Annotated in this window: 19 protein-coding genes; 9 read left to right on the top strand and 10 right to left on the bottom strand. The window is 63.8% G+C overall.

Annotated features, from left to right (window positions below; all coding sequences use genetic code 11):
• Window positions 1–50 precede the first annotated feature (50 nt).
• Window positions 51–284 carry a hypothetical protein gene (locus DYZ14_RS09320; RefSeq protein WP_154720402.1) on the top strand — a complete coding sequence of 78 codons (234 nt, stop codon included), beginning with the start codon at window positions 51–53 and terminating at the stop codon, window positions 282–284.
• A 51-nt stretch (window positions 285–335) separates the two neighbouring features.
• On the opposite strand, the gene DYZ14_RS09315 is transcribed toward DYZ14_RS09320, so the two are convergent.
• The 4 genes from DYZ14_RS09315 to DYZ14_RS09300 form a co-directional block, all read right to left on the bottom strand.
• On the bottom strand, window positions 336–482 hold the full coding sequence (locus tag DYZ14_RS09315; protein ID WP_154720401.1) for a hypothetical protein: 147 nt from the start codon (window positions 480–482) through the stop codon (window positions 336–338).
• Window positions 483–598: 116 nt separating this feature from the next.
• Window positions 599–1,024, bottom strand: a complete 426-nt coding sequence (locus DYZ14_RS09310) for an HD domain-containing protein (protein WP_154720400.1) — start codon at window positions 1,022–1,024, stop codon at window positions 599–601.
• Between the two features lie 267 nt (window positions 1,025–1,291).
• Window positions 1,292–1,795: a YciE/YciF ferroxidase family protein gene (locus DYZ14_RS09305; protein WP_154720399.1), complete on the bottom strand. Its 504-nt coding sequence runs from the start codon at window positions 1,793–1,795 to the stop codon at window positions 1,292–1,294.
• 108 nt (window positions 1,796–1,903) lie between these two features.
• Window positions 1,904–3,778 carry a heavy metal translocating P-type ATPase gene (locus tag DYZ14_RS09300; protein ID WP_232365483.1) on the bottom strand — a complete coding sequence of 625 codons (1,875 nt, stop codon included), beginning with the start codon at window positions 3,776–3,778 and terminating at the stop codon, window positions 1,904–1,906.
• A 117-nt stretch (window positions 3,779–3,895) separates the two neighbouring features.
• Here DYZ14_RS09300 and dxr point away from each other — a divergent pair, with 117 nt between their 5' ends.
• Window positions 3,896–5,089 (top strand): 1-deoxy-D-xylulose-5-phosphate reductoisomerase, encoded by a 1,194-nt coding sequence (dxr, locus tag DYZ14_RS09295; protein WP_154720398.1) that lies wholly within the window; start codon window positions 3,896–3,898, stop codon window positions 5,087–5,089.
• A 64-nt stretch (window positions 5,090–5,153) separates the two neighbouring features.
• Here the strand turns inward: dxr and hemA are convergent, their stop codons facing one another.
• From hemA to DYZ14_RS09275, 4 genes are all read right to left on the bottom strand, one after another.
• A complete protein-coding gene (gene hemA / locus DYZ14_RS09290; protein WP_154720397.1) occupies window positions 5,154–6,368 on the bottom strand; it encodes a 5-aminolevulinate synthase in 1,215 nt (404 codons plus the stop codon).
• Window positions 6,369–6,590: 222 nt separating this feature from the next.
• Complete coding sequence (locus DYZ14_RS09285; RefSeq protein ID WP_154720396.1) at window positions 6,591–7,391, bottom strand: FAD binding domain-containing protein; 801 nt, start codon at window positions 7,389–7,391, stop codon at window positions 6,591–6,593.
• Window positions 7,392–7,405: 14 nt separating this feature from the next.
• The gene (locus DYZ14_RS09280; protein WP_154720395.1) at window positions 7,406–9,754 is read right to left on the bottom strand and encodes a xanthine dehydrogenase family protein molybdopterin-binding subunit; all 2,349 of its coding nucleotides are present in this window, start codon (window positions 9,752–9,754) and stop codon (window positions 7,406–7,408) included.
• Window positions 9,755–9,879: 125 nt separating this feature from the next.
• On the bottom strand, window positions 9,880–10,368 hold the full coding sequence (locus tag DYZ14_RS09275) for a (2Fe-2S)-binding protein (RefSeq protein WP_115670330.1): 489 nt from the start codon (window positions 10,366–10,368) through the stop codon (window positions 9,880–9,882).
• 302 nt (window positions 10,369–10,670) lie between these two features.
• Between DYZ14_RS09275 and DYZ14_RS09270 the strand changes: the two genes are divergently transcribed.
• The 3 genes from DYZ14_RS09270 (at window position 10,671) to DYZ14_RS09260 (ending at window position 17,213) form a co-directional block, all read left to right on the top strand.
• A complete protein-coding gene (locus DYZ14_RS09270) occupies window positions 10,671–10,934 on the top strand; it encodes a YMGG-like glycine zipper-containing protein (protein WP_115670331.1) in 264 nt (87 codons plus the stop codon).
• 155 nt (window positions 10,935–11,089) lie between these two features.
• Window positions 11,090–13,015 (top strand): autotransporter assembly complex protein TamA, encoded by a 1,926-nt coding sequence (locus tag DYZ14_RS09265; RefSeq protein WP_445292364.1) that lies wholly within the window; start codon window positions 11,090–11,092, stop codon window positions 13,013–13,015.
• 31 nt (window positions 13,016–13,046) lie between these two features.
• The gene (locus tag DYZ14_RS09260) at window positions 13,047–17,213 is read left to right on the top strand and encodes a translocation/assembly module TamB domain-containing protein (protein WP_154720393.1); all 4,167 of its coding nucleotides are present in this window, start codon (window positions 13,047–13,049) and stop codon (window positions 17,211–17,213) included.
• Between the two features lie 19 nt (window positions 17,214–17,232).
• Here the strand turns inward: DYZ14_RS09260 and DYZ14_RS09255 are convergent, their stop codons facing one another.
• Complete coding sequence (locus DYZ14_RS09255) at window positions 17,233–17,658, bottom strand: Lrp/AsnC family transcriptional regulator (protein ID WP_115670334.1); 426 nt, start codon at window positions 17,656–17,658, stop codon at window positions 17,233–17,235.
• 121 nt (window positions 17,659–17,779) lie between these two features.
• Between DYZ14_RS09255 and rocF the strand changes: the two genes are divergently transcribed.
• The 4 genes from rocF (at window position 17,780) to DYZ14_RS09235 (ending at window position 22,512) form a co-directional block, all read left to right on the top strand.
• Window positions 17,780–18,715, top strand: coding sequence for an arginase (rocF, locus tag DYZ14_RS09250; protein WP_154720392.1), 936 nt, complete (start codon window positions 17,780–17,782; stop codon window positions 18,713–18,715).
• A gap of 19 nt (window positions 18,716–18,734) precedes the next feature.
• Complete coding sequence (gene rocD / locus DYZ14_RS09245) at window positions 18,735–19,937, top strand: ornithine--oxo-acid transaminase (RefSeq protein ID WP_154720391.1); 1,203 nt, start codon at window positions 18,735–18,737, stop codon at window positions 19,935–19,937.
• Window positions 19,938–20,260: 323 nt separating this feature from the next.
• The gene (locus tag DYZ14_RS09240; protein WP_195949885.1) at window positions 20,261–22,033 is read left to right on the top strand and encodes a methyl-accepting chemotaxis protein; all 1,773 of its coding nucleotides are present in this window, start codon (window positions 20,261–20,263) and stop codon (window positions 22,031–22,033) included.
• Window positions 22,033–22,512 (top strand): chemotaxis protein CheW, encoded by a 480-nt coding sequence (locus DYZ14_RS09235; protein WP_115670337.1) that lies wholly within the window; start codon window positions 22,033–22,035, stop codon window positions 22,510–22,512. Before DYZ14_RS09240 ends, DYZ14_RS09235 begins: the two co-directional genes overlap by 1 nt.
• Before the next feature lie 129 nt (window positions 22,513–22,641).
• Here the strand turns inward: DYZ14_RS09235 and DYZ14_RS09230 are convergent, their stop codons facing one another.
• Window positions 22,642–24,297 (bottom strand): OFA family MFS transporter, encoded by a 1,656-nt coding sequence (locus DYZ14_RS09230; RefSeq protein ID WP_154720390.1) that lies wholly within the window; start codon window positions 24,295–24,297, stop codon window positions 22,642–22,644.
• Window positions 24,298–24,450: the final 153 nt, after the last annotated feature.

Raw genomic sequence — 24,450 nt, 5'->3', positions numbered from 1 at the left:
AAGGAAGTCGGCCCGGGTTGCAGACCGGGTCGCCAACACGGGAGGGAGCCATGGCATTCACGTTCCCCGAATCCTCGGTGAAGAAGGCGGATCCCGTCGAGCGGGCGATCCGGCAGATCAATCGAAAGGCGTCCATCTCATCCGACGCCGGCCGCGTCGAGAATGCGACAGCATTCGTGGTCTATCTGTACGAGAACGGCATTCACGATGAGGACGACCTGATCGAACTCGCCCTGATCGCCGGGGGTAAGCGTTACGATCCGACCACGGGCGCCTTTGTCTAAGGAGCAGATTGGAGCTCGCGACGAAATTCTCCGTCACCAGCAAACATGTGTTCAGGGGCGGTCGGAAATGCTGGCGGTGGTTCGACGATCGAAGATCTCGCCGTCCGAGAAGAACCAGAGGACCGAGCCGATCACGGTGCCCCACAGAAGGATGGAGATGTTGATCGCAAAGATGATCGCCTTCAGCCGCGTGGTCATGCCTCGATCTCCTTCGCCCCCCCTTGCAAGGCTAGATCGTCCAACTTGCTCAACGCTTAAGAAATTCAGTAAAATGCGGCAAACGGCACCGTCGGGAGAAGCCATCACCACCCGGTTCAAGGACTGGCCGTACCGCTGAGGATCTCCAGGCCACGCTCGTATTTGCCCTTTTCCCGGCCCGCCATCTCAGCCTGCCAGAGATTGTCTTCCAGATCGGCCTGCTTGACCCGACGGGCCAACGGGTTGGCTCCGGCACGACGCACGAGGGCTTCGTCTTGCTCCATCGGTCGCCGCGTGAGTGCGTCGACGGCCGCGATAATTGGCGGTGCAAACCCCTCTTCCTTGAGGCGGTCGAGCGTCCAGTTGCGCCCCTTCTCGACGACATCGTGCAAGTAAGCCACGGTCCTGGCTTGCTCGTCGACCATCGACGCCGCGACCCTCTGGCAGTGTTCGAAATACGGGCGACCCAGCTTGTCGAGCTGCCCCTGATGCGCGTCGGCGGCAATCTGGACGGCATGGTCGAGGTGAACGGAATCCTGCATGCACACGGTCCCTGCGATAGCCCGATTGCTGTGTATTGAGCCACAATGCGACGACAGTGACGCGCCTTTGCCGAGATGACAGCGATGGTTCGTGCGAAACCTCGCCGGGGTTCGTCGAATGTGGACCAATCTCGAGCTACGGTTGGTAGGCGCAATAACCTGCCTGCGCGAAGCTTCCTCCAAAGACGACGCGGCGAGATTTTCTCACCGCGTCGTATGAAACAGTTCCCGGACCAGACAGTTGCCAGCCCGCGAAGTCTACTGCGGTCAGGCCGCCTTCTTTTCGCCGGCAGCCGCATTGACAGCGGTTTCGGCAAGCTTGGAAAGCGCGTCGTCGGTCTTCGACTCCTCGGCCAGCGTCTCGTCGAGCAACTTGGCCGCATCCTTCAGGCCGAGCTGCTTGGCCCAGGCGCTGAGCGTGCCGTAGCGGCTGATCTCATAGTGTTCGACCGCCTGAGCGGCAGCCAGAAGGCCGGCGTCGAGTGCCGGAGCGCCCTTGAAATCTTCCATGATTTCCTCGCCTTCCTCGATGATGCCGTCGATCGCCGGGCAGGTCTTGGCGCGCGGACGCTTGCCGATGATCTCGAACACCTGCTGCAGGCGTTCGATCTGGCCTTCGGTCTCTTCCTTGTGCTTCTCGAAAGCGGCCTTCAGCTTCGGATCCTGGGCGCCGCGGGCCATCTTCGGCAGGGTCTTCAGGATCTTGCGCTCGGCATAGTAGATGTCCTTGAGCGTCTCATAAAAAAGGTCGTCGAGAGTCTTCTGTGCCATGGGGGTGTCTCCTGGTTGGAAAGGAAATTTACACCCTCCCAACACGACTCCCCGCCGATTTGTTCCCGTCGAGCCTCGGAATCCGCAAACAACCTCAGGTTTGCGGCCTTAACTCTGCCGACCCCGTTGCAGGCTCGCGGGAACGCTGAGCGCACGCAGGGCATTGAGGATGACCGCGACATCGATCAATTCCTGGAGCAGCGCGCCCTGCACGGGAGGAAGATAGCCGAACGCGGCTGCAATCATCGCCAGCAGCGAAAGGCCCAGGCCGACCACAACGCTCTGCAGGGCGATGAGCCGCGTCCGCTGCGCGATCCGCAAGGCGGCGGGCAATCGTCCAAGGTGATCGACAAGCAGCACGATGTCGGCCGATTCCGAAGAGGCAGCCGCCCCCCGCGCCCCCATGGCGACACCAACATCGGCCGCGGCCAGCGCCGGCGCATCATTGACCCCGTCGCCGATCATCATGACGGGGCCATTGCGACGCTCGGCGATCACCACCGCCACCTTCTCCGGCGGCAGCAGATCGCCGCGAGCCTCGTCCACGCCGAGGAGCGCGCCGGCGGCCTGCACCGCATCGAAATGGTCGCCGGAGGCGAGTACGAAACGCGTCATGCCGGCGGCACGAAAGGCGGAAATCGCCTCGCTTGCGTCGTCGCGGATTCGGTCCGACAGCAGAATGATGCCGGCGACGGCGCCGTCCAGGCCGACAGCGACGACCGCCGTTCCCGGCGGGAGATCCCGGCCCAGGGTATAAGGATTGCCCGACCGGCACTTTCCCCGCACGAAGTCGCTTCCGCCGACCACCACCGACCGGCCGCCGATCCGGCCCTCGAGGCCGGAGCCCGGCGTCTCGACGATGTCGGCAGGTGTGGACAGCGCCATGCCGCGCTCCCGCGCCGATCGGACCAGGGCTTCGGCGCTGACATGGTTGGAGGCCTGATCGAGCGAAGCGGCAAGCCGAAGCAGTTCTTCCGGATCGATCCCGCCGCCGGTGCGGATCTCAACCACGCCGGCCTTACCGCTTGTCATGGTGCCGGTCTTGTCGAGCACAGCGATGCGCACGCGGGCCAGCCTTTCCAATGCCCCGCCGCTCTTGACCAAAACGCCGAGCGAGGCGGCCCGCGACATGCCGGAAATGATCGCGACCGGCACGGCCAGGATCAGCGGACAGGGCGTCGCGACCACAAGCACCGCCAGCGCCCGCAAGGGATCGCCGGTCCCCCACCAGGCCGTCCCGGCGATAGCCACGGTCAGGACGAGAAACCACAGCGCATAACGATCGGCGAGCCGAACCATCGGCGCCTTGCTTTGCTGCGCCTGCTCGACCAGCCGGACGATCCCGGCATAGGTACTGTCTGCGGCCGCGCGCACCACCTCGAGATCGAAGGCCGCGCCGATGGACGTGCCGCCGCTCGGCATGTCGTCGCCGGTGAAAAAGCGCGCCGGCATGGCTTCGCCCGTCAATGCGGACATGTCGATATCGGCCCGCGCTCCGAGCAGGCGCCCATCAACCGGCACGACTTCGCCGCGACGGACCAGAATGCGCTCTCCGGGCGCAAGCGCCTCGATCGGCACTTCCTCCAAACCCTCGCGGGCGTAGCGCATGGCGGTGCGGGCCGTGCGTCCCAGGAGCGCCGTCATTTCGCGTCGGGCCCGGCCTTCGGCAAAGTTCTCGAGTTGTTGCCCGCCCGCATACATCAGGGCGACAATATTGCCGGCCAGCGGCTCGCCGAAGGCAAGGGCAGCGCCCATGGAGAGCCCGGCGATGACATCGAGGCCGAAATGGCCCTGCATGAGGGACAGGACGATCTCGACCAAGAGCGCCAGGAGCACGAGCGCCGTACCGACAGACCACAGGCCGGACGCCCATTCCATCTGCGCGGTGAAAAAGGCGATGCCGCCCACGGCCAGCGTCGCCAGCGCGACGAGCGCCAGCAACGGCTGGCCATAGCGCCGCAGACTCCCGACCATACCCTGCATCAAAAACCTCCGGACATGCGTGACTCTGGGCAACAGGCCGCAGGATACGAAGCTTGCCGCATTCAGCAATCCCTTGTAGACGCATCTGCGACTGAAGCAATCTTCCGGACAACCCGAATGACCCTCGAAAAGCCACAGCCGCGCCGTCTGACGATCCTCGGATCGACCGGTTCGATCGGCGTCAATACGCTGGACGTGGTCAACCAGCTCGGCGGCCGCGAAGCCTTCGAAATCGGCGCCTTGACCGGCAACGGCAATATCGAGCTTCTCGCCGAGCAGGCGCGCACCATGGGCGCCAAACTCGCCGTCACGGCCGACGAGAGCCAGTACATGACGCTGAAGGATGCGCTGGCCGGGAGCGGCGTCGATGTGGCAGCCGGACGCTCGGGTCTGGAGGAAGCGGCAAGCCTCGACGCCGATTGGGTGATGGCAGCGATCGTCGGCACCGCCGGCCTTGGACCGACACTGACCGCCGCCGCCCGCGGCGCCGATATCGCGCTCGCCAACAAGGAATGCCTAGTCTCGGCGGGCCAGCTCTTCGTCGAGGCGGTCAAGGCTGGTGGCGGACGGCTGATCCCGGTCGACAGCGAACACAGCGCGATCTTCCAGTGCCTCGACAACAGCCAGCGCCCGGCGCTGGAGCGGATCATCCTCACCGCTTCGGGGGGGCCGTTTCGCACCTTCACCCGCGAGCAGATGGCCGGCGTCACCGCCGCGACGGCCAGAACGCACCCCAACTGGTCGATGGGCCTGAAAATCTCCATCGGCAGCGCCTCGATGTTCAACAAGGCGCTGGAAATGGTCGAGGCCAAGCACCTGTTCGAGGTTGCGCCCGAGCAGATCGAGGTCGTGGTCCATCCGCAATCGATCGTGCACTCGATGGTCGGCTATAGCGACGGATCGGTGATCGCCCAACTCGGCGCACCCGACATGCGCACGGCGATCGGCTATGCGCTGACCTATCCGAAACGACCGGCTCTCAATGTCGACCGACTCGACTTCAACAAGCTGTCGCGCCTCGATTTCGAGGCGCCCGACGAGACCCGCTTCCCCGCACTCCGGCTTGCGCGCACGGCGCTCACCCGCGGCGGCCTGCAGGCCGCAATCATGAACGCCGCAGAGGAAACCGCCTTCAACGCCTTCATCGAGGAGAGGATCGGTTTCCTCGACATGGCCGACATCGTCGAGAAAGTCATGGACCGCCTGATCGATTGCGGAGCGGCTGGCACCATTGCCGAGGTGTTTACCGCCGATGCCGAGGCGCGCCAGGTCGCCGGCGAGATCATCGCGGCGCACGAAAAAACCGCCTGACCAGCAGGCGGTTCCTTCAATCGACAGATAGAGCGTTTGCTGGCTAGAAGCCCCGCCCTTCGCCTCAGGCGACGGCACGAGCCAGCGCGCAACGCGACCAGAGTTGGTGCAATGCGCCGACCAGGTGTTCCAGGTCGCCATCAGAATGAAGCGGCGTCGGCGTGATGCGCAGGCGCTCGGTCTTCTTCGGAACGGTCGGATAATTGATCGGCTGAACGTAGATGCCATAGTTGTCGAGCAACAGGTCGGAGATCCACTTGCACTTGGCGGCATCGCCGACCATCACCGGAACGATATGGCTCGGGTTCGGCATATGCGGAATGCCGCGGGCATCCAGCATCGAGCGCAGGCGGCGCACACGCTCCTGATGGGCGAAACGCTCGATCTGGCTGGTCTTGAGGTGGCGGATCGAGGCGACCGCACCGGCGGCCAGTGCCGGCGGCAGGGCCGTGGTGAAGATGAAACCCGAAGAGAACGAACGGATGAAGTCGCAAAGTGCGGCCGAGCCGGTGATATAGCCGCCCATCACGCCGAACGCCTTGCCGAGCGTACCCTCGATGACCGTCAGCCGATCCATCAGGCCCTCGCGCTCGGCAATGCCGCCGCCATGGGCGCCATACATGCCCACCGCATGCACTTCGTCGAGATAGGTCATCGCGCCGTACTTGTCGGCAAGATCGCAGATTTCCTTGATCGGCGCGATATCGCCGTCCATCGAATAGACCGATTCAAAGGCGATCAGCTTCGGCGCCTTGGGGTCGGCGGCGGCGAGCTTGGCTTCGAGGTCCTTGACGTCGTTGTGCTTCCAGATGACCCGTTCGCACTTCGAATAGCGGATGCCTTCGATCATCGAAGCATGGTTGAGCGCGTCGGAGAAGATGATCAGGCCCGGAATCTTCTGGCCGAGCGTGCCGAGGGCCGCCCAGTTGGAAACATAACCAGACGTGAAGATCAGCGCCGATTCCTTGCCGTGCAGATCGGCAAGTTCGCGCTCGAGAAGGACGTGGTAGTGGTTGGTGCCAGAGATATTCCGGGTGCCACCGGCACCCGCTCCACAGTGATCGATGGCGTTCTTCATCGCCTCGATCACGCCGGCATTCTGACCCATGCCGAGATAGTCGTTGGAACACCAGACGGTAACATCCTGGGTGCCGTTTTCGGTATAGCGCGTGGCGCGGGGGAAACTGCCCCTCTGTCGCTCAAGATCGGCGAAAACCCGGTAACGGCCCTCTTCGTGAAGACCTTCCAATTCGCCCTTGAAAAACGCCTCGAAATCCATTTCCCAACTCCAGTCTGTTCAGCCCTTTTTGAGATCCAACGCGCGTTCGGTCAACCCCGGTACTGTAAATTCATTCTAAACTGCGACAAATGGCGCAATCTTGGAATTCTTCCAGCCATTTGCTAGCCGATCGGGCCGAAAGCAAACTTGATCTGCGTCAAGCTACGGGAAAAAAGGACGGCCGCAGCCGCCCTTCTCCCGCATGGCGATTCTCCGCTTTCCTCAGGAGGCGGAGACGGCCCGCCTCGCCATCACTCGCACCAGATTGGCGCGGTATTCGGCGGTGCTGTGCAGATCCGACATCAGATCGGTCGGATCGATGGCCACACCTGTCAGTGCATCGGCCGACCAATTGCCGGCAAGCGCCGCCTCCAGACCCTCATGACGGAACACCCCGCTGGAGCCGGCCCCCGTCACCGCGACACGAACGCCGGCCGGCCCCTTGGAGACGAACACACCGGTCATGGCGAACCGCGATGCCGGATTGGCAAACTTGGCATAGCCGGCCCGCTCCGGGGCATTGAATTTGACCGCCGTGATGATCTCGTTCTCCTGCAACGCGGTCTCGAACAGGCCGACGAAGAAGTCGTCGGCTGTGATCTGCCGGCGATCGGTGACGATGGTCGCACCGAGCCCGAGCATGGCGGCCGGATAATCGGCCGCCGGATCGTTGTTGGCGATCGAACCGCCGATCGTTCCGAGATGGCGGACATGCGGATCGCCGATCAACGAGGCGAGATGGCAAACGGCCGGGCAGATGGAACGGATCAGCCCGGAACCGGCAACCTCCGCATGCGTGACGCCCGCGCCGATCGTCACCATGTGGCCGTCGACGGAAATCCCCTTGAGCGCGGGAATGTGCCTGAGATCAATGAGATCGGATGGCTGTGCGAGACGCTGCTTGAGGGCGGCGACCAAGGTCTGGCCGCCCGCCACGAACTTGCCGTCGGAAGCCCCCGAAAGCAGGCTTCCGGCTTGCTCGACGGTGGAGGCGCGATGATAGCTGGTCGAATAGAGAAACATGCTTCGTCCTCCCTTTACTCGGCCGCCTGCAATGCCGACCAGACGGCAAGCGGGGTCGCAGGCATGTTGAGGTTGTTGGTGCCGATGGCATCGGTGATGGCGTTGATCAGCGCCGGCGGTGAACCGATGGCGCCGGCCTCGCCGCAGCCCTTGATGCCCAGCGGATTGCCCGGGCACGGGGTGTTCTGGTGCGACAGGCTGAACGACGGCAGGTCGTCGGCGCGCGGCATGGCATAGTCCATGTAGCTGGCGGTCAGCAGCTGGCCGGTGGTCGGGTCGTAGCGCACGCCTTCCAGCAGCGCCTGGCCCACGCCTTGGGCAATGCCGCCATGCACCTGGCCCTCGACGATCATCGGGTTGATGATATTGCCGAAGTCGTCGGCGGCGACGAACTGGACGATCGTGGTCTTGCCGGTTTCCGGATCGACCTCGACCTCGGCAATGTAGCAGCCGGCAGGGAAGGTGAAGTTGGACGGATCGTAGAAGGCGCCCTCCTTCAGGCCCGGCTCCATGCCGCCCGGCAGGTTGTGGGCGGTGTAGGCTGCAAGCGCCACCTGGAACCAAGGCAGGGACTTGTCGGTTCCGGCAACCTTGAGTTCGCCGTTCTCGATGACGATGTCGCTCTCGTCCGCTTCCATCAGGTGCGCGGCGATCTTCTTCGCCTTGGCTTCGACCTTGTCGAGCGCCTTGACGATCGCCGACATGCCGACGGCGCCCGAGCGGGAACCATAGGTGCCCATGCCCATCTGCACCTTGTCGGTGTCGCCATGGACGATGGAGACATTGTCGATCGGCACGCCGAGCCGCTCGCAGACCAGCTGGGCAAAGGTCGTTTCATGGCCCTGGCCGTGGCTGTGCGAACCCGTCAGAACCTCGACCGTTCCGACCGCATTGACCCGCACCTCGGCCGATTCCCACAGGCCGACGCCGGCCCCCAGCGAACCGACCGCAGCCGACGGCGCGATGCCGCAGGCCTCGATATAGCAGCTCATGCCGATGCCGCGCTTCATGCCGCGGCTGGCCGCTTCCGCCTTGCGAGCCGGGAAGCCGTTCCAGTCGGCAGCCCCCATCGCCGCCTTGAGCGAGGCTTCGTAATTGCCCGCGTCGTAGTTCATGATGACCGGCGTCTGGTAGGGGAAGGTGCGGATGAAGTTCTGCCGGCGCAGTTCGGCCGGAGAGACCCCGAGTTCGCGCGCCGCCGTTTCCATGGTGCGCTCGAGCAGGTAGGTCGCCTCCGGGCGACCGGCGCCGCGATAGGCATCGACCGGCACCGTGTTGGTGTAGACGGTGCGGACATTGCAGTGGATCGCCGGGATCGCATACTGCCCCGACAGCAGCGTGGCGTAGAGATAGGTCGGCACCGACGAGGAAAAGAGCGACATGTAGGCGCCGAGATTGGCGATCGTGTCGACCTTCAGCCCGATGACATTATTGTCCTTGTCGAAGGCCATCTTCACCTTCGACACATGGTCACGGCCATGGGCGTCGGTGAGGAAGGCCTCGGTGCGGTCGGACGTCCACTTGACCGGAACGCCGGTCTTCTTCGAGGCCCACAGACAGACGATCTCTTCGGGATAGATGTAGATCTTCGAGCCGAAACCGCCGCCGACATCCGGCGCGATCACGCGCAGCTTGTTTTCCGGCGCGACATTGTAGAAGGCGCTCATGACGAGCCGCGCGACATGCGGGTTCTGTGATGTCGTGTAGCAGGTATAGTGATCCTCGGCCGCGTCGTAGATGCCGAGCGTGGCGCGCGGTTCCATCGGATTGGGCGAGAGGCGGTTGTTATGGATCTCGATCTCGGTCACATGGGCGGCCGAAGCGATCGCCCGGTCGGCGGCGGCGCTGTCGCCGATTTCCCAGTCGAAGATCAGATTGCCCGGTGCTTCCGGATGAAGCTGCGGCGCTCCCGGCTCGAGCGCTGTCACGGCCTCAGTCACCACCGGCAGCTCCTCATAGTCGACGACCACGGCTTCGGCTGCATCGCAGGCCTCGCCATAGGTGTCGGCCACGACGATGGCCACGGCATCGCCGACATAGCGCACCGTGTCATGCGCGAGCGGGCGCCAGGCGCCCATCTTCATCGGCGTACCGTCCTTGGAATGGATCATCCAGCCACAGATCAGGTTGCCGATGCCGTCGGCCAGCAGCTGCTTGCCGTCCAGCACGTCGATCACGCCCGGCATGGCCTTGGCGGCCGACGCATCCACGCCCTTGATCTTGGCATGCGCATAGGGCGAACGCACGAAAGAGGCGAATTTCATGCCCGGAACGACCATGTCGTCCGTATACCGGCCCTTGCCGGTCAGGAAGCGCTTGTCTTCCTTGCGCGTCACGCGCGCACCAATTCCTTCAACTCCCATAGTCTTCTCCTCCAGAGATAGGGGATATTAGGCAGTAGGCTGTAGGCAGTGGCAGTGGCAGTGGCAGTAGAAACCGTGGGCGAGATGGGCCGCTGCGACCTACTGCCTGTTGCTTCGTTAGCGCCTCATTCGGCTGCCTGGCGACCGCCATGCATCTCGGCATTGGCGGAAAGCACCGCCTTGACGATGTTGTGGTAACCGGTGCAACGACAGATATTGCCTTCCAGCTCGTGGCGAACGGTCGCCTCGTCGAGATTGCCGCCATGACGGCCGATCATGTCTACCGCGGTCATCACCATACCCGGCGTGCAGAAGCCGCATTGCAGGCCGTGATGCTCCTTGAACGCCGCCTGGACGGGATGCAGCTCGCCATTGCTCGCCAGCCCCTCGATGGTGGTGATGGTCGAGCCCGAAGCCTGCACCGCCAGGATGGAACAGCTCTTGATCGACTTGCCGTCCATATGGATGACGCAGGAACCGCACTGGGTCGTGTCGCAACCGATATGGGTTCCGGTGAGGCCAAGTTTTTCGCGAATGAAATGGACGAGCAGAGTGCGATCCTCGCACTCGCCGCTCACCGACCGGCCGTTCACCGTCAGCGTTACTTTTGCCATATTGTTCCTCCTCGTGTCTCTCCCGGACACGAGGGCTATCATTTGTCTTTTTCTTCGGCCGATCAACAGGCAGATTGCGACCGGATGGATTTTTGTATTCCGCGCCGCAGCATAAATTCGGTTTTTACTGTGACGCAACGCACAGCGTGTAGTGGAGCCCCATATTCGACTTTCTATTTCGTGGACTTTCGCGAATTGCCGGCTATTCTGAAGCCGCGACCGCCAAGAAGAACGCCCAACGGCGTCAAGGCGGAGAAGACATGTACCGGCCCAGCCGGACGCGTAAACAGTGGAGAAACATCATGAAGAAAGTTCTCGTGCTCGCTCTGATCGGCTTGTCGGTCGCAGGCTGCACCCAGACCGAAAAGGGCGCCGGCATCGGCGCCGTATCGGGTGCCATCATCGGTGGCGCCATCACCGGCGACGTGCGCGGTGCGGCGGTTGGTGCGGCAATCGGTGGCGTATCGGGCGCCGTGATCGGCAGTGTCGCCGACCAGCCCGGCCAGTGCTACTATCGCGACCGCTACGGCCGCCGCTACATCGACGATTGCCCGCGTCGTTACTAATACGCATGAAAGCGAGGTTCCGGCGGCTACGCCGGGACCTCCATTTGCGTGCACCTTTCGAAAATAATTATCCTTTTCAGCGAAATTGCGATTAAACTCGACTTGCTCTCGACAGCGGGGGCGAAGCGAACTGACCGCAACGAGCAAATGTGTGCATGCCGAGTAATCCGATATCACCGAACATGAGTCTTGCGTTTCGGAGGACCGGCACCGCACTCGGGCTGGGACTGAGCATGGCGTTTACGCCCGTGCTGACCGGCGAAGCCTACGCCTTCAAGATTTTCGGCATCACCATCTTCGGCGAGGACGAGGCGGTCAACGACGTCATCGATCCGGTCCGCTACAGCATCACCCTCGATACCGACGGCGCCGACAAGGACCTCGCCGAGGCGCTGGAGCGAACCTCGCTTCTGCTGCGCAGCGAAGACGCGCCCGTCTCCGGCGACCTGGGGCTGGTGATCAAGGCGCGCGACGATCGCGACAGGCTGATCGCCACCCTCTACGAGAATTCCCGCTATGGCGGCGTGGTCAGTGTCACGATCGACGGCCGGGACATCGACGCCCTGCCGCCCATTCCGGCCTTTGCCCGCAACGGCCCGATTCCGGTCGTCGTCCGGGTTGATCCGGGCCCGGCGTTTTCGCTCGGCAATGTCACGCTGCAGGGGGATGCCGCCGGCCTCGATCCCTCTGTCTACGACCTGGTGCCGGGCGGTCCGGCCGGCTCGCTCATCATCCTGAAAGCCGGCGAAAAGATCGTCGAAGACCTGAAGGGCGAAGGGCGGCCGCTGGCGGTGCTCGCACGCCGCGATGTTGTCGCCGACCATGAGACGCAGACGGTCGACGTCGTGCTCGCGGTGGAGGCCGGCCCGGTCGCGCCGCTCGGGGAGGTCACCGTCAAGGGTGCGCGAAAGGTCGATCCGGAATTCATCGCCCGCTATTCGCGGCTGCGCCAGGGTCAGGCCTACTCGCCGGAACAATTGAAGAAGGCGGCGGAGCGGCTGCGGGCACTCGGCACCTTTTCCAGCGTGACGATCAACGAGGCGGATGGGCTTGCCGCCGATGGTTCGCTGCCGCTCGGAATCGTCGTGGCCGAGGGCAAGCACCGCTACTTCGGCGTCGGCGCCAGCTTCTCGTCGATCGACGGACTGGGCGTCGAGGGCTATTGGGGCCATCGCAACCTGTTCGGACAGGCGGAATCACTCAGGCTCGAAGGCAAGGTCGGCGGGCTGGGCGACTGGAGCGGCGTCGAGGACCTCGATTACAGCGCGGGCATCACCTTCATCAAGCCCGGCGCCTTCTTCCCCTCGGCGACGCTCGAGGCGAGCATCAAGGGGACGACGCTGACGACCGAATCCTATGACGCAGCCTCTGTCCTCGGCAAGGTCGCGCTGGCCTACGAGATCACCGACTACGACAAGGTGACGGCCGGCGTCTCGCTCGGCTACGACGACATCGACGACGCCTTCGGCAACAATACCTACCTGACCTTCGGCCTGCCGCTCGGCTATAGCCGCGACACCCGCGACAACAAGCTCAACCCGACGGAAGGCTTCAACGCCACCTTGAGCGCCATTCCGAGCTACGAGATCCTCGGCGAAACCTTTTTCTCCAGCTTCGAAGGCGCGCTTTCGGGCTATTACAGTCTTGGCCTCGAGGACCGGGTGGTGCTGGCGGCAAAGCTCTCCGCGGGCATGCTGGTCGGCGCGGGCGATCTTGAAGCCATTCCGGCAACGCGGCGCTTTTTCGCCGGCGGCGGCGGATCGGTGCGCGGCTATGCCTATCAGGAAATCTCGCCGCTCGATGCGTCAGGCGATGCGACAGGCGGGCGGGCCTATGCGCTCGGTTCGTTCGAGGCGCGGGTCAACGTCACCGAAACGATCGGCATCGTTCCCTTCCTCGACATCGGTTCGGTGACTGCCGCGAATTACCCTGATTTCTCCGATATCCGCATGGGAGCGGGCATCGGCCTGCGCTACTTGACGCCGTTCGGGCCGCTGCGCCTCGACGTTGCCATGCCGCTCGACCCTTACGACGGCGGAAGCAAGTATGGCATCTATGCCGGCATCGGACAGAGCTTCTGAGCCAAGCCGCGAGAAGGACAATGAAAGCCGCATGCGCCTGCTGAAACGCCTCACGACCTTTGCCCTTCGACTGCTCGCCTATGTCACCGGCGCGACGCTGGTGCTCGCCGTCGTGGCAGTTCTCATCGCCGGTTTCACCGGCGTGGGCGGTGGCTTCCTGGCCGGCCAAATCGCCTCCCTGCTTTCGACGCCCGACCGGCGGGTATCGATCGACGGCGCGGGCCCCCTGCTGGGCGGGAAGCTGAGGATTGAGAGCGTATCGCTGGCCGACAGCCAGGGCATCTATGCCGAGATCCGCGATCTCGCCATGGACTGGTCGCCGCTGGATCTTCTGGATGGTCGCCTCACCGCCGAGCGGATTGCCGCAGGCTCCGTCCGCATCCATCGTGTGCCCGTCGTGACGCAGGACGAGATCGATGACGACGCAAACTCCGGTTTCTCGCTGCCGGTCGAAATCGATGTGCGGTCGCTGGACCTCCCCGTCGTCGATCTGGGACGAGACCTCGCCGGGCGTGACATTCGTCTGTCCCTCACCGGATCCGGCCAGGCGGTCAGCGAGCGGATCGCGGCACAGCTTCGGGCCACGCGAACCGATGCGCAAGATGCGCAGGCGACCGCAGATCTTGTCTATGCACCGGCCGAAAATCGCCTGCGGCTGACCGGCGAACTCAACGAGCCTGCGAGTGGACTTGTCGCAGGCCTGTTGCGTCTGCCCGGCAGCCCGGCCTTGCGCCTCGGGGTGGACGGTGACGGACCGCTCAGCGACTGGAAGGGCAAGCTGACCGCCGCGGTCGACGGCCGCCCGACGCTCGCCGTCGAGGCAACGCACCGCATAGAAGCAGGCTTGCGCAGTATCACCGCCACCGGCGGCGGCCGTTTCGATGCGCTTCTGCCACCCCCGCTTCGTCCCCTCTTCCAAGGGGAAACCGCGATCGATCTGGCGGCGAGCCTCGACCGCAATGGTGCGGTGACGATCGAACGAGGCAGGCTCTCGACCGCCGCGCTCGATCTTATCGCCTCCGGACGTTACGCCGCCAACGGGACAAACGATCTCCAGGCGCGGCTAAACGCCACCGCCGGCCCGGTTCCTTTCAGCTGGACGAGTGGCGAGCAGACCGTCGCGGCGGAAATCGAGCAGCTCGCACTTTCCGTCAACGGACCGGCCAATGGCGCGACCATCGACCTCACCGGCCGCTTCGCCTCGCTGCAAACGCTGCAAGGAACGCTTACCGGCGCCGATGTCGCGGCCAAGAGTGACAGCTTCGACCTCGCCACGCGTACGGGACCTCTTCAAACAACGCTTTCCGTGACAGCAAGCAAGTTCGCCGACGCCGAACTCGACCGCATCCTCAAGGCGCCGATGACGATCAGCGCGCCGCTTCTGCTGGGTGAAAACAGGATCGGCTTCGACGGCACGACCATTGAAAGCACCACGATCGGCGGGAAGCTCAACGGCGACTATGCGCTGGACGAAAAGACGCTCACCAGCCGTTTCGAACTCTTCGCCATCCCCGCCATCCTGCCGGCGGGTCTGGCAACCAAGTTCGAAGGCACGATCGGCCTCGCCGGCACGCTCGACTACACGCTGCCGCGCACTGTCGCGCTCTCCGACCTGAAGCTGACGAGCAATCTCGGTGGGGCGACCGGTTCGGTGACCCTCGATGCGGAGAACAGGCTGACGACTGATCTCGCCGGCCGGATCAGCGATCTTGCCGCACTGGTCGACAACATCAGCGGCGGCGCGGATTTCGCCCTTTCCGCCGAAGGGCCGCTGGATGCGCTGGCCGGCAAGCTTTCGCTGAAAAGCGAGGCAGCTGTCGCTGCGGGACGCAAGCTGGAGAACCTCGCGCTCGAGATCGAGGGAACCGCCGACAGGACGGCGCCGAAGGGCACGCTGACAATGTCCGGCACGCTCGATGGCCAGGGGATCGAGGCGACCGCCGATCTCGTAGCCGAGAATGGCCGCTCCTCCATTCCGGCACTGGCCGTGGCGGTCGGCGCCAACCGGATCGAAGGCGCGCTTTCCTTTTCCCCGGCCTTCGTCCCCTCGGGAACGCTGCGTTTCGACCTGCCGGAAGTCGGCCTGATCGCCGCCCTGGCGGGCCAGAACGCGAGCGGCGACCTCGAGGGGTCCGTCGATCTTGCAGAGAGCGACGGCAAGCTGTCGGCGAACATCGTGGCAACCGGTTCGACGCTTTCGCGCGACACGCTCGCGGTTGTCGCACCCGACATCCGTCTGGTGATTTCCGACCTTGCCGCCTTTGCCGCCGAAGGCAGTCTCAGCGCTTCGGCCGTGTCGATTGGCGCCAACAGGATCGAGACGCCCAAGCTCGGATTTTCGCGGCAGGGAGCGAGCACCGCCTTTGATCTCGACGGCCGCTACGACGGCGCGCCGCTCGTTGCCAAAGGCCGCATCGAGCAGCAGGCGGCGGGCTTGAGGGTCGCGCTCGACACACTTTCCGCCGCACCGCGCGGCATACCGCTGTCACTTGCCAAGCCCGCCGCCCTGACCATTGCCGGCGGCAAGGTGGCGATGGAGGCGGCAACGATCTCCGCCGGCTCCGGCACGGTCGACGTTACGGGGAGCGCCGGTGAAACATTCGACCTGAATGCAGCTCTTCGCAACGTGCCCGCCTCGCTCGCTGCGACCGTGGCTCCGACGCTTGCGCCCGATGGCACGATTTCCGGCACGGTGACGGTCAAGGGAACGCCCGCAGCACCTGTCGTCACCTATGCACTCGACTGGGCCAATGCCGCCGTCGCCCAGACCCGCGAGGCCGGCGTCGGTGCCTTCTCCATATCGGCCAAGGGTGATTTCCGTGACGGACGCCTGTCGCTCGACAGCCGCGCAACCGGCCAGGGCGGCCTCGGCCTTGCCGGAGGCGGGACGCTCAGCCTGTCCGGACAGCGGCCGATCGCGATGAAATTCACCGGAACGCTGCCGTTTGCCGCGCTGACCGGTCTGCTGTCACGCCAGGGCTTCGTGCTGGAAGGATCAGCCGATGCCGATATCACCGTCTCCGGCGGATTGGGCGCACCGCAATTGACCGGCACCGTGCGCACCTCCGGCGCCCGCCTGATCGACGTGCGTCGCAATCTCGCGGTCGAGCAGCTTTCGGCGACCGTTACCTTGCAGGGTAATCGCGCCTCCGTCACCGGCCTCACCGGCAAGCTCGCCAGCGGCGGCAGCATTTCCGGCGGCGGCACGATCGACATCCTGTCACCCGGCCTGCCGGCTGACATTGCCATTACGCTCGACAAGGCCGTCTATGTCGACGGCACCATGGTGGCGAGCACCGCCGACGGCAACCTGACCATCAAGGGACCGCTGCTCTCAGCCCCGGTACTGGCCGGCCGGATCGACCTGTCGAAGACCGCCATCACCATTCCGGAAAAGCTGCCGACCAGCCTGTCCGAACTCGACATCCAGCATAAGCACGCACCGCCCGCCGTGCGCCAGCAGATGGCGACGATCACCAAGACCGAGCGCCATGGCAGCCAGTCCTCCATCGGCCTGGATCTCACCGTCTCCTCGCCGACGCAGATCTTCGTGCGCGGCCGGGGCATCGATGCGGAGCTCGGGGGAACGATCGCGGTGACCGGCACGGCGCAGGCACCGAACGTCTCCGGCGCCTTCGACCTCAGGCGCGGCCGCCTGTCAATCCTGACCAAGCGCATGGAATTCACCAGCGGTACGATCACCTTCGGCGGAGGATTGATCCCGATCCTCGACATGGAGGCGACAACCACGTCGGGCACGACGACGATCACCATCACGATCTCGGGCTTCGCCAACGACCCGACCGTCTCCTTCTCGTCCTCTCCCTCTCTGCCGCAGGACGAGATTCTCGCCCAGTTGATCTTTGGCCAGTCCATGGCTCGCCTGTCCGCTTTGCAGATCGCCCAGCTCGCCGACGCCGCGGCCCAGCTCGCCGGCGGCCGCTCGACCTCGCTATTCGAGGCGCTGCGCTCGACTTTGGGTGTAGACGATCTCGACATCTCGACCGACGAGACGGGCCAGGCCAAGGTCAGCGCCGGAAAATACCTGAACGACAAGACCTATATCGAACTGCAGCAGGGCGGCACCGGCCAGACCAAGGCGGTGATCAACCTCGACATCGGCCGCGGCGTGAAGCTGAAGGGCGAGGCGGGGGCGGAAGGGGCCGGCGCCGGCATCTTCTACGAAAAGGAATACTGAGCCGGCAAAGTATCGGCGGTCAGCCGACCTTGCTGGTCTTCAACAGAATGCTCGATTCGGTCGTATTGATCCCCTCGATCAGACGGATGCGCCGCAGTGTCTCGTCGAAAGAGGCAAGATCTCGGTCTTCCAGCTCGGCGATAAAATCCCAACGTCCGTTGGTGCTGTGCAGAGCGCGAACTTCAGGCAGACCGCGTAACTGATGCGCGACGCGATCGGCGAACTTGCCTACCACCTCGATCATCACGATGGCCCGGACACCGGCCGGGCGGATTTCGCTGCCGGTTCTGATGGTGAAGGCGGCGATGGTTCCGTCGGCCACCATGCGGTCGATCCGGGCGGCAATGGTCGCCCGAGACGCACCGGTCATCGCCGCGAGCGACGAGGCCGGTATGCGGGCATTGTGGCGCAGGGCGCTAAGAATATCGCGGTCGAGATCGTCCATTTTACACTTCGTCAGAATAAGCTGTCATTTTGTGTAATCTAACTCGCTTTCCGATCATTTTCCATCTTTTTGCAGACGTACGCTTTCGCCAAGATCATGCCTCGCAGACGAGGAGATCCTGATGAACGACAAGACCAAGGCCGTCACGCTGATCGGTGTTCCACTGGAGGAAGGCTCCGGCCGCGGCGGCTGTGCGATGGGCCCGGCGGCGCTGCGCATCGCCGGCATCGGATCGGCGCTCGGCGAACTCGGATACCGCGTCACCGACGCCGGCGACCTGCGCCCGGCGCCGGCAACCGACCTCGGGGAACACCCCAGGGCGCACCACCTCCCGGTCGTCGGCGCCTTCACCCGCGCCATCGAGGATCGAACCTATCGCGCCGCAGCCGAAGGCAGCCTTCCGGTCCTGCTCGGCGGCGACCACAGCCTGTCGATGGGCAGCGTCTCCGGCATGGCGCGGCGTGCGGCTGAACTCAGACGCCCGCTGTTCGTGCTCTGGCTCGACGCACATGCCGACTTCAATACGCCGGCGACATCTCCTTCCGGCAACATCCACGGCATGCCCGTCGCCTTCTACTGCGGCAAGGCCGAATTCGCGCCGATCCTGCCCACTGATCGACCCTTTGTCGATCCGCGCCATGTCTACCAGGTCGGCATCCGCTCCGTAGACGAGCAGGAGCGCCTGGCGATCGCCGAGAACGGCGTCAACGTCTTCGACATGCGCGCCATCGACGAGGAAGGCATGGGCGCGATCATGCGGCGGATCATCGCTGAAGTATCCGGCGCCAACGGCCTGCTGCATGTCAGCCTCGACGTCGATTTCCTCGATCCCGATGTCGCGCCAGGCGTCGGCACCACGGTCCCCGGCGGCGCGACCTTCCGCGAGGCCCACCTGATCATGGAGATGCTGCACGACAGCGGCCTCGTCTCCTCGCTCGACCTTGTCGAGCTCAATCCCTTCCTCGACGACCGCGGCAAGAGCGCCCGCGTCATCGTCGAACTGGCCGCCAGCCTGTTTGGCCGGCGCATTCTCGACCGCCCAACCCGCGCCGCTTAGACCAAACCGAGGACCAACGATGTCGAACACAGCAGAGCTCATCGCCACCGAACAGCGCCTCGGCGCGCACAATTACAAACCCCTCGACGTCGTGCTGACGCGCGGCCAGGGCGTCCATGTCTGGGACAGCGAAGGCAAGCAGTATCTCGACTGCTTGTCGGCCTATTCGGCCGTCAACCAGGGCCATTGCCATCCGCGCATCCTGGCCGCCATGACGGAACAGGCGTCCAAGCTGACGCTCACCTCGCGCGCCTTCCGCAACGACCAGCTGGCCCTTCTCTACGAAGAGCTTGCGGCACTGACCGGCTCGCACAAGATCCTGCCGATGAACTCAGGCGCCGAAGCCGTCGAGACCGCGATCAAGGCGGTGCGCAAATGGGGCTACGAGACCAAGGGCGTGCCGGAGGGAAAGGCCGAGATCATCGTCTGTTCGGGCAACTTCCACGGTCGCACGCTCAGCATCGTCTCCTTCTCGACTGATCCGGATGCACGCGGCGGCTTCGGCCCCTTCACCTCCGGCTTCCGCACGGTGCCCTTCGGTGATGCCGAAGCCTTCGAAGCGGCGATCAACGAGAACACCGTCGGCGCGCTGATCGAACCGATCCAGGGCGAGGCGGGCGTCATCATCCCGCCGGCCGGCTATCTACGCCGGGTGCGCGAGCTCTGCACCGACAACAAAGTCACCCTCATTCTCGATGAGATCCAGACCGGGCTTGGGCGCACCGGAAAGCTCTTGGCCGAGGAACATGAAGGCATCGAGGCCGACGTCACGCTGATCGGCAAGGCCCTGTCAGGCGGATTCTACCCGGTCTCGGCGGTGCTTTCCAATTCCGAGGTGCTTGGCGTCTTGAAGCCCGGCCAGCATGGCTCGACCTTCGGCGGCAATCCGCTCGCCTGCGCCATTGCCCGTGAGGCGCTCAAGGTGCTGGTCGAGGAAAAGATGGTCGAGAACTCCGCCGCCATGGGCGAGTATTTCCTCGAGGGGCTCCGCTCCATCCGCTCGAACATCGTCAAGGACGTGCGCGGTCGCGGCCTGATGCTGGCGGTCGAGCTCGACCCGGAGGCGGGTGGCGCGAGGCAATATTGCTACGCGCTGAAAGACCTCGGCCTGCTCGCCAAGGATACCCATGTCGATACGATCCGGCTGGCCCCACCGCTGGTCATCACCAGGGAACAGGTGGACTGGGCGCTGGACAGGATCGAGAAGGTTCTGATGCAGTAACCAGACCAGACACTGACCGCCAGTCGCGGAACCAGCAAGGCTCTCGTCCTCCGGCGAGGGCCTTCGTTCTTTCGAGGATCATGTTTTGGTTCATGATTTTTTTGGTGAGCATTTGCCCGCCATCTGAGACTTTGGTCTTCACCCACCATCCCCTTAAGCAGCCCTTAACTATAACCCCCTATTTTTAGGGGTAACGAGCGTCGCCAGAAATCTGCCGCTCGCCGGCTACCGTAGTTTTCTCAGATTTTAGATTCACGGCACTAACGACGGTCTGGCCGCTCATTCATGTGCCATAACAAAGGGGACTGAGAGTGCACATCAATATATTCGGCGCGGATGCGAAGGCGATCCTGGCGGCCGTGAGCAGTTCGCAAGCTATCATCGAGTTCAGCCTCGACGGCAAGATCATCACCGCCAACGAGAATTTCTGCCGCGCGCTGGGGTACCAGCTCTCGGAAATCCAGGGCAAGCATCACAGCATGTTCTGCGACCCGACCTATGTGGCATCGCCGGAATACAAGCAGTTCTGGGCGGACCTCGGCGCCGGGCGGTTTGATTCCCGCGAATACAAGCGCATATCGAAGACCGGTCAGGAGGTCTGGATCCAGGCCTCCTACAATCCGGTGTTCAGCGGCGGCAAACCCTACAAGGTCGTCAAGGTCGCCACCGACATCACCGCGCAGAAGCTGAAATCGGCCGAGGACGCCGGCAAGATCGCGGCTATCTCGCGCGCCCAGGCGATGATCGAATTCACCCCCACGGGTGAGATCCTCACCGCCAACGACAATTTCCTCACCACCCTCGGCTACAGCCTGTCCGAGATCCAGGGCAAGCATCATGCGATGTTCTGCGAGCCCTCCTACACCCAGAGCGCCGACTATCAGCGCTTCTGGCAGAAGCTTGCCGGCGGCGAATTCTTCTCCGAGGAGTTCAAGCGGATCGGCAAGGGCGGCAAGGTCGTATGGATCCAGGCTTCGTACAATCCGATTTTCGACATGAACGGCCGAGTGTTCAAGGTCGTCAAGTTCGCCACCGACATTACAGATCGGGTTCGCTCCGTCGATGACGTCGCGGTCGGGCTGACGGCGCTTGCCGAGGGCGACCTGACGGCACGGATCGAACGTCCGCTGATCCCCGGCCTCGACCGCCTTCGCCTCGACTTCAACAACTCGCTCGACAAGCTGCAGGCGGCAATGGCGACGGTCGGCGAGAACACCAATGCGATCGCCGCCGGTTCGAAGGAAATCCAGGCGGCTTCCGACAGCCTAGCCAAGCGCACCGAGCAGCAGGCGGCCGCCGTCGAGGAGACTGCAGCAGCGCTCGAGGAGATCACCCAGACCGTTACCGACAGTTCGAAGCGCGCCGACGAGGCCGGCTCTCTCGTCGCCCGCACCAAGGCCGGCGCGGAAAAATCGGGTGAAGTCGTAAAGAGCGCGATTGCCGCGATGGGCCAGATCGAATCCTCGTCACGGGAAATCTCCAACATCATCGGCGTAATCGATGACATCGCCTTCCAGACCAACCTTCTGGCACTGAATGCCGGCGTGGAAGCAGCCCGTGCCGGCGAGGCCGGCAAGGGATTTGCGGTCGTCGCCCAGGAGGTCCGCGAACTCGCCCAGCGTTCGGCCAACGCCGCCAAGGAGATCAAGGCGCTGATCACCACATCCGGCGAACAGGTCCGCAACGGCGTCTCGCTCGTCGGCCAGACCGGCAAAGCGCTGGAGCAGATCGTCTCGGAGGTTCAGGACATCAACAGCAACGTCATCGCCATCGTCGAGGCCTCGCGCGAACAGGCGACCGGGCTGCAGGAGATCAACAAGGCGGTCAACGCCATGGACCAGAATACGCAGCAGAACGCGGCCATGGTCGAGGAGACCACCGCCGCCAGCCACAGCCTTGCCAGGGAATCCGAGACCCTTCGCAATCTCCTGGCTCAGTTTAGATTTGGGCAACACTCTTCGAATACAGTAACCCTAGCGCGTCCTGATGCCCGACCCGTCGCATCCCCGGCACGCAAACTCATGGCTAAGGTCGCACGCGCAGCAACAGGCGGCGCAGCGACCGCCCAGGCACAGGAAAGTTGGGAAGAATTCTAATGGCGACCGCGATCAACTCGACAAGCTTCAACGGCGAAACCCTCGAAATCATCGCCTTCCGGCTGCATGACCAGGAATTCTGCGTCAAGACCACGACCATCCGCGAAATCCGCGGCTGGGCGCCGTCGACGCCGATCCCGCATGCTCCTGCAGACGTCATCGGCGTGATGAACCTGCGCGGCTCGGTCATTCCGATCATCGACCTCGCCTACAAGCTGGGCATGAAGAGCACAGTCGCCAACGAGCGCTCCGCCATCGTCGTCGCCGAAGTTCACAACATGGTCATCGGCATGCTGGTTGACCGCGTCTCGGACATCCTGACGATCCCTTCCAGCCAGGTCCAGCCGGTTCCGGAGATCTCGGCCTCCTTCGACAAGTCCTTCTCCGAAGGCATCATCGCCAACGAACACGGCATGATCTGCTTCCTGAACCTCGCCAAGATGTTCAAGGGCAGCGAAATCGAAGAAATGGCCGCCTGAGAAGGCTGACCTCCTCGACGCATTCCGACAAGACTGAAAAGGGCTCCGCACTGCGGAGCCCTTTCTCTTTGTCCCTTCAAGCGGGCCGAAGGCATTGAATGTCGCCTTCCAACCCGCGATTGCCTTGCTTCAGCCGAACAGAACGAACGTCTTCTGCAGCGTGATCCACACACCCCAGAGGATCGGGATGCCGACCACCGCCCAGGCGACCGCCGCCTTGCCGTCGAGGCCACCCGTACCGATGCCGAAGGAGCCGGTCGGACCCGCAGCCTCGGCCTTCGTCTTGGCTTGCAGCGACGCCACTTCCTCATCCGACATGAACCACTTGTCGGACAGCGGCTTGACCAGGAAGTTGGCGACCAGCCCAAGCGCCAGCATTCCGGCCAGGATATACATGGTGAAGTCGTAGACCTGGGCGCGCGGAATGCCGGCGGCGATCTGCGCCTCGCGGATGTAGTTGACCACCACCGGGCCGATGATGCCGGCGGTTGCCCAGGCGGTCAGCAGGCGGCCATGGATCGCGCCGACGAACTGCGTGCCGAAGATGTCCGCCAGATAGGCGGGAATGGTGGCAAAGCCACCGCCATACATCGACAGAATGATGCAGAACGCTGCGACGAAGAACACCTTGCTGCCGATGCCCGCAGCCCAGGGGGCCGAGGCGTAGAGCAGGATGCCGAGCAGGAAGAACACGTAATAGGTGTTCTTGCGGCCGATCTTGTCGGAGAGCGAGGCCCAGAAGAAGCGCCCGCCGATGTTGAACAGGGAGAGGAGCCCGGTAAAGCCGGCGGCGATCGCGGCGATCGCCGTCAACTGCTCCTTGCTGAGATCGGAGAATTTCAACTCGGGCAATCCAAGCAGCGAGCCGGCAAAGATTTCCTGCAGCATGGGCGAAGCCATGCCGATCACGCCGATGCCGGCCGAGACGTTGAGGCAGAGAACCGCCCAGATCAGCCAGAACTGCTTGGTCTTGTGCGCGTTCTTCAGGTGCACGTGACGGCTGGTGATCATGCTGTCCTTGGCGACCGGGGGCACGAAGCCTTCGGGACGCCAGCCGGCCGGCGGGATGCGATAGCCGAAGGCCCCACCCATCATGAAGACGAAGTAGATCCCCGCCATGACGACGAAGGTCTGCCAGACGCCGACCGAGGTTTCGCTCTTGAAGGTGTTCATCAGCATGTCGGCCAGCGGCGCACCGATCATCGCACCGCCGCCGAAGCCCATGATCGCCATGCCGGTCGCCATGCCGCGACGGTCGGGGAACCACTTGATCAGCGTCGAGACCGGCGAGATGTAGCCGAGCCCGAGACCGATGCCGCCGATCACGCCGGCGCCGAGCCACATCAGCCAAAGCTGGTGGGTCATGACGCCTATTGCCGCGATCAGAATGCCGCCGCACCAGCAGCAGGCCGAAACGAAGCCGGCCCGACGCGGACCGACCCGCTCCAGCCAGCCGCCCCAGATCGCGGCGGACGAGCCGAGCAGGACGAAGAACAGCGTGTAGATCCAGCCGAGGTCGGCGACGCGCCAATCGCAACTGGTGGTGAACAGTGCCGACGCCAGCGTCAGATCCGGACAGGCCACGGACTGGCTGATACCCAGCGACTTGGTGAGCGGCAGCCAGAAGACCGAAAAGCCATAGGCCATGCCGATGCAGAGATGGATGGCAAGGGCGGCCGGCGGGACCAGCCAGCGGTTGAAACCCGGTTTGGCGATGATGCGTTCGCGGTCGAGAAGGCCACCGCCTCCATAGCCGCCCGTCAATGTTTCTGTCGCAGCAGACATATTTGATATCCTCCCTCCCATCGGTCATCGCCGATGGATCTTTCCCCGACCCGGCCATCTGCGGTTATCCGCGCCTTGTTGCTCCTTCGACAAGGCACACCGCGAGACCGGTCCAAACAAGAAGCGGCATATTGCCGTTTCCTTCCTGTTCCC

The organism is Ciceribacter sp. T2.26MG-112.2, assembly GCF_900492205.1.
Classification (GTDB): Bacteria; Pseudomonadota; Alphaproteobacteria; order Rhizobiales; family Rhizobiaceae; genus Allorhizobium; species Allorhizobium naphthalenivorans_A.
This window is presented reverse-complemented; position numbering and strand designations above follow the sequence as displayed.